Raw genomic sequence first — 17364 nt, forward strand, 5'->3', positions numbered from 1 at the left:
CTTCCCAATGCACATCCACCTCGTCGACGGCACCTACGAACTCTTTCGCCATTACCATGCGGTGCCGCCGGCACGCGACGCCGACGGCCGCGAAGTCGCGGCGGCGCGTGGCGTCTTGCACTCGTTGCTCGCGTTGGTCCGCCAGGGCGCGACGCACGTCGGCGTGGCCACCGATCACGTCATCGAATCCTTTCGCAACGATCTCTGGCCCGGCTACAAGACGGGAGCGGGGATCCCTCCGGACCTGTGGGCGCAGTTCCCGCTGCTCGAGGAGGTGCTCACCGCGGCAGGGTTCGTGGTGTGGCCGATGGTCGACGTCGAAGCCGATGATGCGCTGGCCTCGGCGGCGTACCTGGCGGCGGCCGACGCGCGCGTGCTGCGGGTGCTGATCTGCACGCCGGACAAGGACCTGTCGCAGTGCGTGCGCGGATCGCGGGTGGTGCAGGTCCACCGGCGCACTCGCGTCACCCTCGACGAGGCTGGCGTGCGTGCGAAGTTCGGTGTCGCCCCGACCTCGATCCCCGACTACCTGGCATTGGTGGGCGACAGCGCCGACGGCTATCCCGGCGTGCGCGGCTGGGGCGCGAAGTCGGCGGCCGTCGTGCTCGCCCGGTACGAACATCTCGAGGCCATTCCCGAGGACTACCGCACCTGGACCGCGAATGCGGCCAACCCGGCCGGCCTCGCCCGGAGCCTGGCGGCGCAGCGCGAGGAGGCGTTCCTGTTCCGGACGTTGGCGACGTTGCGCGAGGACGTGCCCCTGTTCAGCGACGTCGAATCGCTTCGCTGGACGGGGCCGCGGCCAGGGTTCGAGGCGTTGGCCGCCCGGCTCGATGCGGCGGTGACACAGCCGCCGCGCGACGGGCGCGCCGGCTAGGCTGTCGCGGCGCGGTGGGTCGGAACGGCCCGGGACGCGTCGCCTGGGACCTCCTCCGAGATCACCTCGAAATGCGTCAGCGTCGACGCGCCGAACGTCGTCGTGATCGCGGCGTCAGTGGCGTCGAGGCCCGTGGCCATCAGCACCCTCCCCGCGCGCCGGGTGTTGTGTCGTGCGTCGCACGCCCACCAGCGGCCGCCCAGGTAGACCTCGAACCAGGCGCTGAAGTCCATCGGATCGGGCGCCACGGGCACGCGGATATCGCCGAGGTAGCCGGCGGCGTAGCGCGCCGGAATGTTCAGGCAGCGGCAGAAGGTGATGGCCAGGTGCTGGAAGTCGCGGCACACTCCGACACGTTCCGTGAACACATCCAGGGCGCCACGCGTCGCCCGGGCCTTCGCGTATGAAAATGCGACACGTGTGTGGACCCAGGTGCAGATGGCGTCGACACGCTCCCAGCCCGGCTTCGTGCCGCCGAACAGTTCCAGGGCGATCGCCGACAGCAGGTCGACTTCGCAGTACCGGCTGGGCATGAGGTAGCGCAGCACGGCGGGCGGCAGGGCGGCCAGGTCCAGCTGAGGCGCGAGCGGATCCCTGGCGTCGACGGTGCCGGGATCCTCGATCAAGGTGCGGGAATGCAGGCGCGCCGTCCCGGCCGGGAGACGCAGGCGCGTCGCCAGATTGCCGAACAGGTCGTGGAAGAACTCGACATCGACGCGCGGTTCCACGTGCAGGAAGTCTGGTTCCCGCAGGTCGCCGCAGCGGGATGGGTGCACGTGTAACAGGGTGGTCATCACCGTGGGCGCGGGCAGATCGAAGCGCAGGTCGTAGCCGAGACGGATGAGCACGAAGGATATTGATAGCAGGTTTCGTGCCGAACGGCCAGGGAACCGGGTGCACGTCCGGCTCTGTATGATGTGGTGGGCGCCGCGCGACATCGCGGCGCGAAAGGATCGCGTGACCTACTGTCTCGGCATCGTGACGTCGGACGGCCTCGTGATGGCCTCGGACTCCCGATCCAACGCTGGCTACGACCAGGTGAACGTCTGCCGCAAGATGTACCGCTTCGTCAACGAAGGCGAGCGCGTCTTCGTGATCCTGACGAGCGGCAGCCTGTCGATCAGCCAATCGGTGCTGTCGCTGCTGCGTGCCGACTTCGACGCCGGGCTCGGCCTCGCTGCCGCGCCCTCGGTCTACCATGCCGCCCGCATCGTCGGCGATACCGTCCGGCAAGTGTCCGAGATCGACCGCGAGGCGCTCGAGCGGGACAACTACAGCTTCAACGTCCACCTACTGCTCGGCGGCCAGGTCAAGGGCCAGCCGCCGGCGCTGTACTTGATCTACCCGCAGGGCAACCCGCTGCAGGCCACCGAGGACTCGCGGTACCTGCAACTGGGTGAGGTCAAGTACGGCCGGCCGATTCTCGACCGCGGCATCGAGGCGGACACGCCACTGGAGATCGCGGCCAAGTACGCGCTGCTTTCACTCGATGCGACGATGCGGTCCAACGTCACGGTCGGGCCGCCGATCGATCTGCTGCTGTATCGCAAGGACTCGCTGACGGTGGATCGGTACCGGCGTCTGGAAGCGAACGATCCCGACCTGCGGCTGATTCACACCTCGTGGGAGTCGTCGCTGCGCCGCGCCGTGCAGCAGTTGCCCGAGATCGATTTCGCTCGCGAACCAGCGACCGACCTCGGGTGATCGCGGGTGTCTCAAGTCTCAGGCTTCAAGTCTCAAGTCAATCCTGAGACCTGAGACCTGGGACCTGTGGCGTACCTGCCCTACAGTCGGCAAATGAGCAGTTCGCGCTCGTAGATCATCTCCTTCGGAAGATGCGAGTGGAGCTGGAGGAACAGTTCCTCGTGCTCCATCACTTCCCGACGCCACTGCGCGGGATCCACGGCCTGCAGTTGTTCGAACGCCGACTCGCCGAACTCGAGGCCACGCCAGTCGATGTCCTGGTAGCGCGGCATCCACCCCAGAGCCGACTCACGCGTCGGCACGCGGCCGCGTACCCGGTCCACCACCCAGCGCAGCACGCGCATGTTGTCGCTGAACCCGGGCCACAGGAACCTGCCCTCGGCATCCTTGCGGAACCAGTTGACGTGGAAGATCTTCGGCGTCTCGGTCAGCATCCGCTGCATGGCGATCCAGTGCCGGAAGTAATCGGCCATGTGATAGCCGCAGAAGGGCAGCATCGCCATCGGATCGCGCCGGACCTTGCCGACGGCGCCGGCCGCCGCCGCCGTCGTCTCCGACCCCATCGTCGCGCCCATGTAGACGCCTGACGTCCAGTTGAACGCCTGGTACACGAGCGGCATGGTGGTGGCGCGGCGTCCGCCGAAGATGATGGCGCTGATCGGCACGCCGAGCGGATCGTTGAAGCCGGGGTCGATGATCGGGCACTGCGCGATCGGCGCCGTGAAGCGGGCATTCGGATGCGCCGCCGTGGCGCCGGTCTCGTGAGCCATCTCCGGTGTCCAGCGCTTGCCACGCCAGTCCAGGCACTCTGCGGGCGGCGTCGCAGTCATGCCTTCCCACCACACTCCGCCCTCTGGCGTGAGCGCGACGTTGGTGAAGATCGTGTTGCGCGCGATCGTGGCCATCGCGTTGGGGTTGGTCTTCTGCGACGTGCCCGGAGCGACGCCGAACATCCCGGCTTCGGGGTTGATCGCGCGCAGGCGCCCCTCCGCATCAGGCTTGAGCCACGCGATGTCGTCGCCGATCGTCGACACCGTCCAGCCCTTCATGGCCTTCGGCGGCACGAGCATGGCCAGGTTGGTCTTGCCGCACGCGCTCGGGAACGCCGCGGCCACGTAGGTCTTCTCGCCGTGCGGATCCTCGACGCCGAGGATCAGCATGTGCTCGGCCATCCAGCCCTCGTCGCGCGCCATCGCCGACGCGATGCGTAGCCCGAAGCACTTCTTGCCAAGCAGGGCGTTGCCACCGTACCCGGAGCCGTAGGACCAGATCTCTCGGGTTTCCGGGAAGTGGACGATGTACTTGTCGTCGTTGCAGGGCCAGGCGACGTCGGTTGCGCCTGGCTGCAGCGGCATGCCGACGCTGTGCATGCACGGCACGACCCGCTTGGTATCGCGGTCGATCTCCCCGAGGACCGCCAGCCCGATCCGCGCCATGATCCGCATGCTCGCGACGACGTACGGCGAGTCGGTGAGCTGGACGCCAATCTGCGACATCGGTGATCCGACTTCGCCCATGCTGTAGGCCAGCACGTACATCGTCCGGCCCGCCATGCAGCCCCTGAAGAGGCCGCGCAGCGTCTTGCGCATCTCGAACGGGTTGACCCAGTTGTTGGTCGGTCCGGCGGCATCCCTCGAGAGCGAGCAGACGAAGGTCCGCTGCTCCACGCGAGCCACGTCCGACGCATCCGAACGCGCGTAATAGCAGCCGGGCCAGAGATGGTCGTTGAGCTTGACGAGGGTACCGGTCTCCACCATCCGGTCGCACAGCGCGTCGTATTCGGCCTGCGAGCCGTCCACCCAGTGAACGGTCGCCGGGCTCGTCAGGTGTCGCATCTTCTCGACCCAACGCAGCAGGTGAGGGTTGTTCGCGAGAGGTACGGACGGGTCCCTGTCAAGGGTGACGGTCGTCATGCGGCTTATGATCCTATTACCACTTCGCTCCCTTTGACGATGTCTCTGCACGGACCGGGCGCGACCATCCCCTCCCACGTGGATTGGGTCGCCGGGCCTGCCTGCCGGGAAAATCCCCATGGCGAGGGAATTTCCCTCGGACGCCGCAGCGCCGCGCTCCCGATCGCGGCGTAAGCGCCAACCCAGCGCACCACCGATGGGCAGAGCTCTTGCAGCAGAGTTGCGATGTACGGGCTCGTGCAGAGAGGCCCGCGCGGGAGGCACACATGACTAGCAGACACGCCATGAGGCTGTTGACAGCAGTTGCGACCGGAGCGTTCGCATTGGTGGCGTTGCTGGGGGCAACCACGGTGCAGCAAGCCGGCGCACCGCCAGTCAAGACCGGCACCTACCAGCCATTGGTCTCGGCGGAGGGCAAGGACAACTTCCTGGCCTATTGCGCCGTGTGCCACGGCGTCGACGCCAGGGGCGGTGGGCCCGCCGTGCCAGCGCTGAAGGTGCCGGTGCCGGATCTGACGACAATCGCCAAACGAAATGGCAAGTTCGACGGAGGGGCGATCATGCAGAAGATCCTGGGCCCGGAGCGGCTACCGGCTGCGCACGGATCGATCGAGATGCCGATGTGGGGGCCGCTCTTCCGGAGAGCCGAGGGCGACGCTGTCGCGCAATTGCGGGTCACCAACCTGACCACGTACCTCCAGTCGCTGCAGGCCAGGTAAGCGCTGACTGAAGGCGGCACTTGCCCCATGCCGCCCCGCCGGGCCAGCATGTCGGCGTGACCCACTCCTGGCAAAACCGGCGGCATCGCGATTGGCGGCTCCTGACGGCGGTGGTCGTGATTGTTGGTGGGGCCGCTTGCGCGGCACCACTCCAGCGCGCCGGAGTATCTGCCGGTGCGCTCGGACCGCAGGACAACACCTCGCCGCGCGTCGCGGGCCTCGCCTCGCGGCGCACGGTGGGCGTGGCGTTCGGCGGCGGCAGCGCTCGCGGCATCGCGCACGTCGGTGTCATCCGCTGGCTGGAGGAGCATCGGGTTCCCATCGACGTCGCCGCGGGTACCAGCATGGGTGGGCTGATCGGCGGAGTCTATGCCACGGGCATGGAGGCGGCCGAACTTCAGACCGTGCTCGACACGATGGACTGGGATCAGTTGTTCGGTTCGTCGAACTTCGTGTACAAGAACATCCGCCGCAAGGCCGATGCGCGGGACTATCCGTCGCGCCTCGAGTTCGGCCTCAAGGGCGGCATCGTCCCACCGACGTCGCTGAACAGCGGCGAATACGTGGAGCTGTTTCTCGAGCGCATCGCGGCTCCCTACCACGACATCGAATCCTTCGACGCCCTGCCGACGCCGTTCCGGACCGTCGCCGTGGATCTCGTCACGGCGAGCCAGGTGGTGCTGCGGCGCGGATCGCTGGCCGACGCGATGCGCGCGACGATGTCGTTGCCGTTGATCTTCCCGCCGGTCGTCCTTGAGGGTCACGTGCTCGTGGACGGCGGCGCCATGAACAACGTGCCGGCCGACGTCGTGAAGTCGATGGGCGCCGATGTCGTCATCGCGGTCAACGTCGGCGAGTTGTCCAACCCCGAGAGCCTGAGTTACACCTTGCTCGGCCTCGCCGGGTCGACGCTGGACGCGATGATGCGTGCCTCGACACGGAAGTCGCTCGAATCGGCCGACGTGGTACTCAACGTGCCCCTCCGCGCGTACGGGTCGCTCGACTGGCGCCGCGCCGCCGAACTGGCCGACGAGGGTTACCGCGCCGCCGAGGCGATGCGCGACCAGTTGCTGCCGCTCGCGGTCAGCGAGGCCGAGTACGAGGCCTGGCGGCAGGAGCGGCTGTCGCGGCGCCGGACGGGGATCCCCGACCCCACATTCGTTCGTCTCGAAGGGTTCGGCACCAACGATGCAAAGCGACTCGAGTCCCTGCTCGAGCGTCACGTCGGCGTTCCCCTCGATATCGCGGGCATCGAGAAGGATCTTGCTGAACTCACCGGTCTCGATCGTTACGAGACCATCACCTGGCGGACGGCGCGAGACGAGTCCGGCCGGTACGGACTGGTGGTGCGTGGCCGCCCCAAGCCGAATGCGCCGCCCTTCATGATGCTCGGCGTCAACCTCGAGAACACCACGTCGCAGGACTTCCGCATCACGGCCACCGCCCGGTACCTGGCCTTCGACCTGGGTGGGTCCGGCTCGGAACTCCGCTTCGACGGCACGCTCGGTTCCGACCCCGGGGTCGCCGCGGAGTGGTACCGGCCAATCGGGCATTCGAACATGTTCGTGGCGCCGTACGCGGGCCTGCTCACCGAGACGCTCAACGCCATCGAGGACGAGACCGTCGTCGCCCGGTATGGCAGGACCACGTCACGTGTCGGCATCAACCTCGGCGTCAATCTCGGCGCGACGAGCGACGTACGCTTCGGCACCTATATCGGCCACACGACCGCCCGCATCGAGGTGGGCGACCCGAACCTGCCGGAGATTGCCGGGCGCGACTCCGGTCTCGACCTTGCCTGGCGGATGGACACGCAGGACAGTCCGGTGGTGCCGAGCCAGGGCGTCTTCTCGCACGTGCGGATCGCGCACGCCTTCGAGGCGCCCGACATCTCGAGCATCGAGGAGCCAGTGTCGTCCTCGGCGTCGTTCACGCAACTGACATTCAGCGGCAACACCTTCCGCATGGCGGGCCCATCGGGACGCTTGTTCGCCTTTGGCGGGCTCGGCACCACGTTGGGCGGCGATCCTCCGCCGACGTCCATCTTCAGCGTCGGGTCCGCGTTCCGCCTGGGGGCCTACGCGCCTGGCGAAATCCGCGGCGAGCACGCGTGGAATGCCGGTGGCGGCTACCTTCACCATGTCTGGCGGCTTCCCGATTTCATCGGTGGCCCCGTGTACGCGGGCGGCTGGCTCGAGAACGGCGACGCATTCGATGACTGGGCCGACGCAAAGTGGCGCACCAACGTCAGCGTCGGCGCCGTCCTCGACACCATCGTCGGACCGGTCGTCCTCGCCGGCACCACCGGCTTCGACGGACGCTGGCGGACCTACCTCGGCATCGGCCGCGTGTTCCGCTAACGGGCTGCGGCCTGCAGCCTGCGGCCTACCGCCGGGAGCCTGTGCCCGTAGCCTGCAGGCTGTAGGCTGTAGGCTGTGATGTCCCGTTGGCTTCAAGTCCTGATGTTGGCCGGTGCTCCCGTGGCCGTGTTCCTGCACTTTCGGTCGCCCGGCCGGCACCTGTTGATTTTCGGCGCCGCTACGCTGGCGCTGCTGCCGCTGGCGGCCGCGATCGGTCGCGCTACCGAGACGCTGGCCGACCACCTCGGCGGCGGCATCGGTGGGTTGCTGAACGCGACGTTCGGTAACGCCGCTGAACTGATCATCGGCGCGCTGGCTCTGCGGGAGGGCCTGACCGACCTGGTGAAGGCCTCGATCACCGGGTCCATTCTCGGCAACGTGCTGCTCGTCTTCGGGGCGGCAGCCGTGGTGGGGGGCTACCGCCGGCCGGTGCAGACCTTCAACCGCACTGCCGCCGGCGTCGGCACCACCATGTTGTTGCTCAGCGTGATCGGGCTCATCGTCCCGGCGCTGCTGCACCGCGTCGCCTCTCCTGCGGCGGAGTTGAGGCTCGACACCGAAATCGCCGTCGTGCTGTTCATCACCTATGCCCTGGGACTGGTGTTCACGTTGCGGACACACCGCGAGGTCTACGGCGCGGCCGATGCCAGTGAGACACACGACTCGGTCGCAGGCGAACGCGGCTCGGTGCGTGGCGCACTCCTCCTGCTGCTCGGCAGCACCGCGGCTGTCGCGGTGGTCAGCGAGGTGCTGGTCGGATCGGTCAGCGCGACGGCGAAGGACCTGGGGCTCACGCAGGTCTTCGTCGGCGTGATCATCGTCGCCCTGGTCGGCAATGCCGCGGAGCATTTCTCGGCGGTGACGATGGCGGCGCAGGACCGGATGGATACGGCGATCGCGATCGCGGTCGGGTCCTCGACGCAGATTGCGCTCTTCGTGGCGCCGCTCCTCGTCTTTCTCAGCTACGTGATTGGGCCAGCGCCGATGGACCTGCTGTTCACGCCGTTCGAGATCGCCTCGCTCGGCGTGGCGGTGCTGAGCATCGCGTTCATCGCGCACGATGGCGAGACGCACTGGATGGAAGGCGTCCAGTTGCTGGCGGTGTACGTGATGCTTGCGCTCGGCTTCTTCTACTTGCCGAAATAGCCGAACGGGCTGCCGCCTGCGGATCGCCACTACGGCTCAAGTCTCAAGTCTCACGCGAGACCTGAGACCTGGGACCTGGGACCTGAGACCTGAGACCTGAGACTGTACGGCTGCAGGCTACTGAGTTCTTTACTCCATCGTGATGTCGAGCGCCACCGCGTTTGCCAGGCGTACGAGTTCGTCCTGGGCCTTGACGCGCTGGAGTTCGAGGTCCTCGATGTCGCGGCGCAGCACGACCAGCCGATCCTCCTGCGTATTGAGCTGCGATGCGTAGCGGGCGACGAGCTGTCGTTCCTCGGCGCTGGTCTTGAGGGCCGCGAGGTTCTCGCGCACGCGGGCCTGGTCCTTCTCGATCCGTTCGATCTCGGCCCGGCGTTCGCGAACGGCGGACTGCAAGCGTGTGACCTCGGCGTTCTGCGCCATCACCGCGCGCAGCTGCGGTGCGACGGAGGCGTCGACGTCGCGACCTTGCAGGATGAGCGCGATCTGGTCGCTCGTGATCGTCGTGACGGCGACGCGCGTCTCCACCTCGCGGACTTGCTCCACCTTCAGCTCCGTCGAGGCACGCGGATCGACCACGACCCGGAATCGATGCTGCGCCGCCGTGGCCTCAGCAGGCGTCGCGGTGCCCGCGGCGAGGGACCAGCCGTCGCGGCGCGCATGCTCGATCACGAACGTCCGTGCTGTGCTGTCCTCGTTGCGGATGGTGTACGTGCTCGTGACGCGTTCCTGCACGACCTGCACGAAGGCGCCCTTGCCGATGCGCATGCGGCTGACGCGACGCGGCCCGCCATCGTGCACGACGCTGACGCGCGCCGCGAGATCGACCGCATACGAGATCAGCCGACGTTCCTTGGGCTGGATCGCCTCGAGTAGGCCTTCACCGGCAAAGGCACCACCCTCGACGAGCGCGACGCTGCCGCCGTCGAGCGTGAGGCCGGTATCGTTGGTCAGCCACACCGCCCGCCACGGCCGGCCAGTGCCCGACGCGGCGTTCCACAGCGAGACGCGTTCAATCGCCACGTCGGCCTGCACGATGGGGACGAGCGCCGACTGGTTGCGTCGAACCGTGATCGGTTGCGTCAACGTGTACTGGAAGAGGTCGCCGAGTTCCTGGCCACGCGCGGCCACGGGTGCCGCCGCCAGGCTCTCCACGACCGCGTCTTCGCGCGAGCGCGCCTCCTTCAAAGGTGCGGGCACCGGGGCGGCATTCGGCGCGCTGGGCAGGCCCCCGACCACGCCGCCCAGCGCACCGCCCGGAATGCCTCCCTCGACGGACTCTGCCTTCGCGAATGCCTCGAGCGTGCCGTCATGGGTCTGCGGCGTCAGCATCGCCGTCCTCGGCAGCGGCACCACGGGCCTGCGCGTATAGAGGGGCTGCGACACCTGCTGCACGAAGGACTGCGGTGCGCCCGCCACCAGGGACAGCTCGACGTCGGTCCAGTCCTCGCCGAGCGTGTTGTCGACGATCGCCCAGCCCTGCAGGAACGGCGCGCGGTTACCGGCCGACGGAATCACGAGGCGGTAGGTTGACTTCCACACCGGCACCTCGCTGACGTAGCTCACGAGCAGGTCACGCACGCCGCTGCCCGTCGTGCCGATGCGCAGCCGGCGGACGTCTCGGGCGCGGGTCGAGCCGACGAGGTCGAGATATTGCGAGAGTTCGCCTCGCATTTCGGCCTCGGCCAGCCGGATGCCGATGGCCGGGCCAAGGGTGAACGTCCGGACGAGGCCCGCGTCGGTGACGATCGTGAGCTCCTGCCGCGTTTCTGTCGCACCGTCGGCCGTGCGCTGGCGTTCTTCGAGGCTCAGGATGCGTCCGACGATGGCAGCGCTGCCGGCCTGGACCTCGACGCGCGCGCCACGAAGGGCGTTGAGCAGGTCGGCCGGCGAGGTCGAGGCGCCGAGCGGCAGCCCAAGCATTCGGAGCCGCTGCTCCACCGGGGCGGAGGAGTTGAAGGTGATGCCGGTTACGCGCCCGTTGCCGAGGTCGGCCGTGGTCAGCGACTTGAGCACGTCATCGAGCTGGCCGCTCGTCAGATCGATGGACACCGCCTGGTCGCCACGCACGCGACCCAGGTGCTCGAAGTACCCGACTCCACTCTTGTAGAGCACGACACGACGGACCGGCAGCCTGGCTGCGTCCGGCGGGGACAACACAGCGCCCTGTTCGGTGCGGTCCGAGGCCCGCGTCCGCGGGGCGGCCGGCCCCGGCGGGACTGTCGCTGGCCCCTGGGCACTGGTCGACGAGGCTGTCGCAAGCAGGAGCATGGCAGTTGCACTCGACGCCATCAGGCAACCACGCAATCGATTCGGCATGCCTCATTAGTACCCGCGCAGGCTCATCCGGTTCGAATGGCACGCCGTGTGCTGTTGATCCAGGTACGGCAGAAAGGTCGCCGCACACCGTGAACCAGCCGATTGCGCACGCATTCCTGTCCGATCTGGACGCATTGTCACCGGGCTCCGGCGAGAACCCGCTGGAGACCGACGTGCCGGTCGGGGACGTGGTCATCCGCATGGAGGACTCGGGGTTCGGGATCTTCAATTACCGGGGAGAGCGTGTGCTCGATCAGCCGATCAGGACGGCGGGCGAAGCGGAGCGCCTCGCGGCGGAGATAGTCGCGCCGTGGCAGGGACGCGTCCGCCTCGACACCGGCGCGAGGTGAGCCGCCGCGGGCCCAGCGCGATGCCGCGCGCGTCGCCAGATACGCGTCACGATGACCGCCAGATTCCCGGCCTCGCCGAGCTGAAGGCCGCCAACGATCCAGGGCCTTGGGACCCCGCGCGAACGTGCAGCGAATGCGTACGAGCGCAGCGGCGTCGGTCGCCCTGCTACTCGTATCTGCCGCCGGCGTCCTGCCCAACAGTGTCGGTGGCGCTGGCTGGCTCCACTAAGTCGGATCGGGGATCGCGGATCGCGGATCGCGGGCATCGAGCAAGCTCGACGCCTACGCAGGGACCGGGGAACGGGGAAGTGAGGACGGAGGATACAGGACGGAGGATACAGGACGGAGGACGGAGGACGGAGGAACGAGGTAAGACGGAGGACTGAGGAAAGAGGTCGAAAACAAAGGACCGGGCGCGGCGCCGAGCGAAAGGACGTAGAGCGGCTGGAGGTGTTCCTCGGTCCTCCCTCCTCGTTCCTACCTCAGTCCTCTCTCCTCCGTCCTCCGTCCTGAGCCGTTCGGTATACTCCCCGCCTGTGACTCATGCACCAGCTCCGGCTCCCGCCCGCGCTCCCTGGCGCCAGGCGGATTTCGTTGTCCTTGGCGCGCTGCTGGGGGGTGCGGCAATCGCGGCGGGCATTGCGTCGGTCGCCCATGCGCCCAAGGTCCAGTCATTGACCGGACTCCTCGTGCTGCTGGCGATCGCGTTCTGCTGGTCGTCCAACCGCGCCGCGATCGACCGCAAGACGGTGGCGTGGGGCCTCAGCCTGCAGATCGTCATCGCGCTCATCGTGTTGCGCACCACGCCAGGGCGCGAGGCCTTCGCGGCCGCCGGCCGCGGCATCAACTGGCTGCTCGACTTCGGCGGCGTCGGGGCCGGTTTCGTGTTCGGCCCGCTCGGCAACAAGGCGGTCTGGCCGCGCATCATGACCGCCGCCCTCGGCGAGGAAGGTGCGCAGTACTCGGTGCTGTTCGCGTTCCAGGTCCTGCCGACGATCATCTTCATCGCCTCGCTGTTCGCGATCCTCTACTACCTCGGGGTGATGCAGCTCGTGGTGCGCGGCTTCGCGATGGGCATGCGCTGGGTGATGAAGGCGAGCGGCGCCGAGACGCTCAATGTCGCCGCGAGCATCTTCATGGGGCAGACCGAGGCGCCGCTGACCATCCGGCCGTTCCTCGCGAAGATGACGCAGTCCGAGCTGATGACGGTGATGACCTCGGGCATGGCCCACATCTCGGGCGGAATCATGGCCGCCTACGTGCTCTTCGGCATCGAGGCCCAGCACCTGCTGACCGCCGTCATCATGACCGCGCCTGGCACGCTGATGATGGCCAAGATTTTCGTGCCAGAAACGCAGGTGCCCGAGACAATGGGCACCGTCAAGCTGGACCACGAGAAGACCGACGTCAACATCATCGACGCGGCCGGACGCGGAACGTCCGAAGGGCTCATGCTCGCGTTGAACGTCGGCGCGATGCTCATCTCGTTCCTGGCGCTGATCGCACTGCTGAACGCGATCCTGGGCCTGGTGGGCCTCAGCCTGCAGCAGATCTTCGGATGGGTCTTCGCGCCGATCGCGTGGAGCATGGGCGTGCCCTGGCGCGACGCGCCGGCGATCGGCAACCTGCTCGGCACGCGCATGGTGCTGAACGAGTTCGTCGCCTACTCGCAGCTCGGGCCGATGAAGGCCAGCCTGGATCCGCGTTCGTTCACCATCGCGACGTTCGCCTTGTGCGGCTTTGCCAACTTCGCGTCGATCGGCATGCAGGTCGGTGGCATCGGCGCGCTCGCGCCGAGCCGTCGCAGCGACCTCGCCCGTCTCGGTTTCCGCGCGATGATGGCCGGCACGCTCGCCAACTTCGTCACCGCCACGATCGCCGGCTTCCTGCTCTAGCCGAGTCGTCGACGCCTAGAAATTTCAGAATTCCACAATTGCAGAATTTCACCGCCATGGTCGGCAGCTCGACGCATGGCGGCGGCAATGTAATTTGAAATTTTGAAATTTAAAATTTCGCAGTACGCCCACGGGCCCGTTCTCCGCACGCGGCCTTCATCCGCGTTGTTACTTCAGGAACACGTGCCGGTAGCCGCCGGCAACCAGGGCCGAGACGTCGGCCAGGACACGCGGCAGGCCGAAGCCGCCACGATACGCGAGGTAACGCGGCTCCCACCGCGGCTCGAACTTCTCCTTGAAGGCACGCAGCCCCTGGAAGCCATAGAGTCCCTCGCCGTGCATGAAAACGAAGCCCCCGGCGCGTTGCCACAACGATGCGACCGGCGAACGCTCGAACCCCGAGAGCGGCGCCATGCCCAGTGAGAACTCCGCGTAGCCGCGTTCCTGGCCCCACAGCATGACGTGGACGAGCAACCCCTCCATGGCCGACTTCGGCGCGTGCTGCGTGAACCGCATCAGGTCGACAGAGAGTTCCACATGGTGTGCGCCCGGCCACAGGTTCGCGAACGCCTCGATGACGCCAGCGCGCTCGACGACGGCGACAGGGAAGCGGCAAAGGTAGGCCCCGTCGAAGAATCCGAGCGAGAAGCCCTTTTCGCCCGCCGACTTGCGGGCGAGCCAGTCGTCCGAGACGCGGCGCAACTCGGGCAGGGCAGCGCCGACCTCCGCTGCGGGGATGACGCGAAAGGTCCCGCCTTCGCGTTCGAGACGGCGCACGGCCTGCCGGAACTTCGAGCCATGCGCACCGGCCGTCGTGAACCGCCGCAGGTCGACGTGCGCCTCCTCTCCGAGCTTCTGGAAGGCAAGGCCGAAATCGGCATAGTGGTGCAGGCCCCCGGCCCCGACCTCGTAGAACACCGGCGCGCCGCCGAAGTCGTCGACACGCTCGAGGAACGCCCGGATCAGATCGCGCCGCGCCGACGCGGGGCCGACAGGATCGCCCATCGCGACCCAGGAGTGGCCGCGCACGCCGTACATCACGAAGCCGTCCCGACGCGTCGAAAACAGCACGGCCTTGTCGCGCAGGAAGACGAGGTTGGCCTGCGTCGAGGCCTGCGTCTCGATGACACGGTGGGCGTCGGCCAGGTCGTCGTCGCTCGGTGGCTCGACGATGTGTGGCGCCGGCGACGTGAGTCGCGCCAGGCCGACCAGTAGCACGACGATCGCAGCGCCAACCGAGCCACGCAGGAAGCGTGAGGCATCGCCCGCGAGTTCGAAGCGCCACCAGAGGTCCGACGCGTACTCCACGTGCTTGAACGCGAACAGGCCCAGCCAGGTGGACGCGCCGAGCGCCCCGGCCAGCGCCGCCAGCCAGGCGCCGGAGAAACGTGTCTCGAAGAACGCCGCCCGGCGATCGAATGCCGGCCGAGCCACCGACAGCACTGCGAGCAGGGCGAGCAGCACCGTCGCCTCCTCGACGTCGCCGCCCTTCAGCAGCGACGCCACCGTCCCGACCGAGATCAGCATCGTCGAGAAGTAGTACGCCGCATCGAGCCGACGGGCCAGGCCATGCGCGATGACCAGGAGGCCGGCCCCAGCGACGCTGCCGAGGAAATGCGAGGTCTCGATCACGCCGAGCGGAAGCATGCGGTGCAGCAGGCCGAGACGGCCCGGCGCCGCGGGCGTGGCGCCCGAGAACAGCAGCAGCAGGCCGCAGAGGAAGGTGAACGCCGCAAGGACCGCAGGGGTGATCCGTTCGGTCGCGTCGCCGAGCCAGCGGGCTGCGCGCGCGACGTGCGCGCGTCGCTGATGCGCTTCGTCGCACACCAGGCCGAGCAGCGCGAGGACCAGCGGCAGCAGGTAGTAGACGACGCGATAGACGACAAAGACTGGCAGCAACGTGGCCGCCGGCAACCAGGGGCGCAGCAGGACGACCATCAGCCCCTCGAACACACCGAGGCCGCCGGGCACGTGGCTCACCATCCCGACGAGAATCGCGACCAGGAACGCGCTGACGAAGGAAGGCAACGGCGGTGCCCCGGCGGGCAAGAGCACGTACAACGCCAACGCCGCCAGGAGCCAGTCCGTGGAGGAGAGCGCCAGCTGGGCGCCGGCGATCGTCGCAGACGGCATTGGTAGCGTGAGGCCCGCGAGCCGCAGCGGTGTTTGCCGCATGGCGCTGGCGGCGAGGTAGACGATGACCAGTCCCACCAGTACCGCGCCAGCCAGCCGCAGCAACGGTGCGCCTGCGGCCCACGCGACGGGGATCGGGGCGACGAGCAGGCTCGCGCCGCCAAGCGCGCAGAGGCCGACCCAGAAGGTCAGCGCGGTGCTGAACACGATCCGGGAGAGATCCTCGGCCGACAGGCCCCAGCGCGCGTAGAAGCGGTATCGGACCGACGCACCCGACAGCGCGGCAAAGCCGACGTTGTGCGCGATCGCGTAGGCGACAAACGCCGTCGCGGCGATGCGTGCTCGCGGCAGCTGGCGACCGAGGTAGCGGAAGGCGAGCAGGTCGTAGCCGGTCAGTACAATGTAGTTGGCAGTGGTGAGCGCCAGGGCGGCCAGCAGCCGTGCTGGCGGTGTGTGCGACAGGGCACGGGTGAGGTCGTGCCAGCCGACGTTGCGCACTTCGAACCGCAACACCTCGAGCGCCACGGCGAACGCGATGAGGCTGGCCAATGCCGGGAGCGTCTGCACGAGCCGTCGCAGCACGGCGTGACCAGGCGCTTCGGACACCAGCGGCGTGCTCATGGTCCCTGTTGCCGGACCCACGCCAGCGCTTCGAGCAGGCGGGTGTCGAGTTCCGCGAGATTATCGCTGAAGCGATGATCCGCGGCCGGCACGATCCACAGACGCTTCGGCTCCCGCGCGGCCGCGAGGATGCGCTGCACTTCGGGCAGTGGCACGAACTCGTCGTGCGTGGAGTGGATCGCCGCCAGCGGGGCAGGAGCGAGTCGAGAGGCGATGGCCGCGGTGCTGAACGTCGGCTCGGCCGGCGTCGCATGCGTGAGATAGCTGAGGGCATCCTTCCAGCGCCAGCCGAGTTCGTTGACGTCCGGCAAGCCGAGGGCGATCACACCCGCCACCGCCTGCCGCGTCACCGGATCAGTCGCGGCCAGCAGCGAGAGGCCCGCGCCTTCCGAGACGCCGACAAGCACGGGCTTGCGCTCAGTGCCTCCGGACGCGAGGGCCGCCAGTGTGCGGAAGTCCACTGGCGCGTCGGTCGGACGTAGGGTCGTGCCCCCCGTCGTGAAGCTCTCGAGATAACCGCGCGCATCGAAGCCGATGACGAAGTAGCCCTTCGACGCCAGCAATGCCGCGACGTGTGGCGCCAGGTGCAACCAGCCACCGTCGCCGCTCGATACGATGATCGGCGTATGGCCGGGCGTGCCGTACACGCGCAGTGTCTGCACGTGGCCGCGCAGCGAGACGACCTGGGTCACCTGCGCAGCGGCGCTCGAGGCGAGGATGAGGAGGGCGAGCGTCGCGACACGCAACGCCGACCCCAGAGTGCAGAGCGGGTTCGTGGACATGTCAGCGACTGACGCGTGCGCCGGGAGGGCGGCGCACGCGCATGCCAGGCGACTATGGCTTGGTCGTGGTCTTCTTGTTGGTGGACTGGGTCGTCGCCGTAGTCGAGCCGGTCTTCTCCTTCTCCTTGTGGGCCTTCTTGTCCTTCGAATGGTGCTTGGTGGTGTCGGCTTTCTCGGTGGTCGTGGGCGGTGTCGCGGGCTTGCTTGATTGCGGGGCAGCCGAGGCGCTGGCCGCAATGGCCAGGAGCCCGAACGTGGTGGCGAGCAGGGAGCGGCGCATGACGATGACTCGGTATCTGCCGCGCGAGTTCGATGACGGACGCTGGCGCGGCATGCAGCGTTCTGTCAAGACCATACGTGCCACCGCCTTTCACCACGATGTCGTGACGATTACAGTTGTGAAAGATAGACGCGGCATCCAGTAGGCTCATCCGGACAGCCGGTTCCACTCGATCGCCCCGTCGACCTGAAGGTCGACGGCTACAACCCGGAAAGCCGTAGGCGTCGACCTTCAGGTCGACGCGCTCGTGGCATCATCGGGCGCC

Annotated in this window: 13 protein-coding genes; 7 read left to right on the forward strand and 6 right to left on the reverse strand. The window is 67.9% G+C overall.

Features of this window, described 5'->3' with window-relative positions; translation table 11 throughout:
- Positions 1-7: 7 nt before the first annotated feature.
- Entirely contained in the window at positions 8-877 is an 870-nt protein-coding gene (locus LuPra_RS10160) for a 5'-3' exonuclease (RefSeq protein ID WP_110170640.1), read from the forward strand.
- On the opposite strand, the gene LuPra_RS10165 is transcribed toward LuPra_RS10160, so the two are convergent.
- Positions 874-1725, reverse strand: coding sequence for a transglutaminase-like domain-containing protein (locus LuPra_RS10165; protein ID WP_110170641.1), 852 nt, complete (start codon positions 1723-1725; stop codon positions 874-876). The two genes, LuPra_RS10160 and LuPra_RS10165, sit on opposite strands and share 4 nt — an antisense overlap.
- Before the next feature lie 64 nt (positions 1726-1789).
- On the opposite strand from LuPra_RS10165, the gene LuPra_RS10170 reads away from it, so the two are divergent.
- Positions 1790-2581 (forward strand): proteasome-type protease, encoded by a 792-nt coding sequence (locus LuPra_RS10170; RefSeq protein WP_234800813.1) that lies wholly within the window; start codon positions 1790-1792, stop codon positions 2579-2581.
- Positions 2582-2661: 80 nt separating this feature from the next.
- Here the strand turns inward: LuPra_RS10170 and LuPra_RS10175 are convergent, their stop codons facing one another.
- Positions 2662-4494 carry a phosphoenolpyruvate carboxykinase (GTP) gene (locus LuPra_RS10175; RefSeq protein ID WP_110170642.1) on the reverse strand — a complete coding sequence of 611 codons (1833 nt, stop codon included), beginning with the start codon at positions 4492-4494 and terminating at the stop codon, positions 2662-2664.
- A 266-nt stretch (positions 4495-4760) separates the two neighbouring features.
- Between LuPra_RS10175 and LuPra_RS10180 the strand changes: the two genes are divergently transcribed.
- From LuPra_RS10180 to cax, 3 genes are all read left to right on the forward strand, one after another.
- The gene (locus LuPra_RS10180; protein ID WP_110170643.1) at positions 4761-5213 is read left to right on the forward strand and encodes a c-type cytochrome; all 453 of its coding nucleotides are present in this window, start codon (positions 4761-4763) and stop codon (positions 5211-5213) included.
- 56 nt (positions 5214-5269) lie between these two features.
- Positions 5270-7573 (forward strand): patatin-like phospholipase family protein, encoded by a 2304-nt coding sequence (locus tag LuPra_RS10185; protein WP_162271350.1) that lies wholly within the window; start codon positions 5270-5272, stop codon positions 7571-7573.
- Between the two features lie 78 nt (positions 7574-7651).
- Positions 7652-8719 (forward strand): calcium/proton exchanger, encoded by a 1068-nt coding sequence (gene cax / locus LuPra_RS10190; RefSeq protein WP_110170645.1) that lies wholly within the window; start codon positions 7652-7654, stop codon positions 8717-8719.
- 129 nt (positions 8720-8848) lie between these two features.
- Here cax and LuPra_RS10195 read toward each other — a convergent pair whose 3' ends face one another.
- The gene (locus LuPra_RS10195; RefSeq protein WP_157898972.1) at positions 8849-10990 is read right to left on the reverse strand and encodes a hypothetical protein; all 2142 of its coding nucleotides are present in this window, start codon (positions 10988-10990) and stop codon (positions 8849-8851) included.
- A gap of 137 nt (positions 10991-11127) precedes the next feature.
- Between LuPra_RS10195 and LuPra_RS10200 the strand changes: the two genes are divergently transcribed.
- Positions 11128-11388: a hypothetical protein gene (locus LuPra_RS10200; protein ID WP_110170647.1), complete on the forward strand. Its 261-nt coding sequence runs from the start codon at positions 11128-11130 to the stop codon at positions 11386-11388.
- Between the two features lie 536 nt (positions 11389-11924).
- The gene (locus LuPra_RS10205) at positions 11925-13283 is read left to right on the forward strand and encodes a NupC/NupG family nucleoside CNT transporter (RefSeq protein ID WP_237050890.1); all 1359 of its coding nucleotides are present in this window, start codon (positions 11925-11927) and stop codon (positions 13281-13283) included.
- Between the two features lie 168 nt (positions 13284-13451).
- Here LuPra_RS10205 and mprF read toward each other — a convergent pair whose 3' ends face one another.
- From mprF to LuPra_RS31760, 3 genes are read right to left on the reverse strand one after another with little or no spacing between them, the layout of a single operon-like run.
- On the reverse strand, positions 13452-16037 hold the full coding sequence (mprF, locus tag LuPra_RS10210; protein ID WP_110170648.1) for a bifunctional lysylphosphatidylglycerol flippase/synthetase MprF: 2586 nt from the start codon (positions 16035-16037) through the stop codon (positions 13452-13454).
- Complete coding sequence (locus LuPra_RS10215) at positions 16034-16819, reverse strand: alpha/beta hydrolase (RefSeq protein ID WP_110170649.1); 786 nt, start codon at positions 16817-16819, stop codon at positions 16034-16036. Before LuPra_RS10215 ends, mprF begins: the two co-directional genes overlap by 4 nt.
- Before the next feature lie 52 nt (positions 16820-16871).
- The gene (locus LuPra_RS31760; protein WP_157898973.1) at positions 16872-17099 is read right to left on the reverse strand and encodes a hypothetical protein; all 228 of its coding nucleotides are present in this window, start codon (positions 17097-17099) and stop codon (positions 16872-16874) included.
- Positions 17100-17364: the final 265 nt, after the last annotated feature.

Source organism: Luteitalea pratensis (assembly GCF_001618865.1).
Lineage (GTDB): Bacteria > Acidobacteriota > Vicinamibacteria > Vicinamibacterales > Vicinamibacteraceae > Luteitalea > Luteitalea pratensis.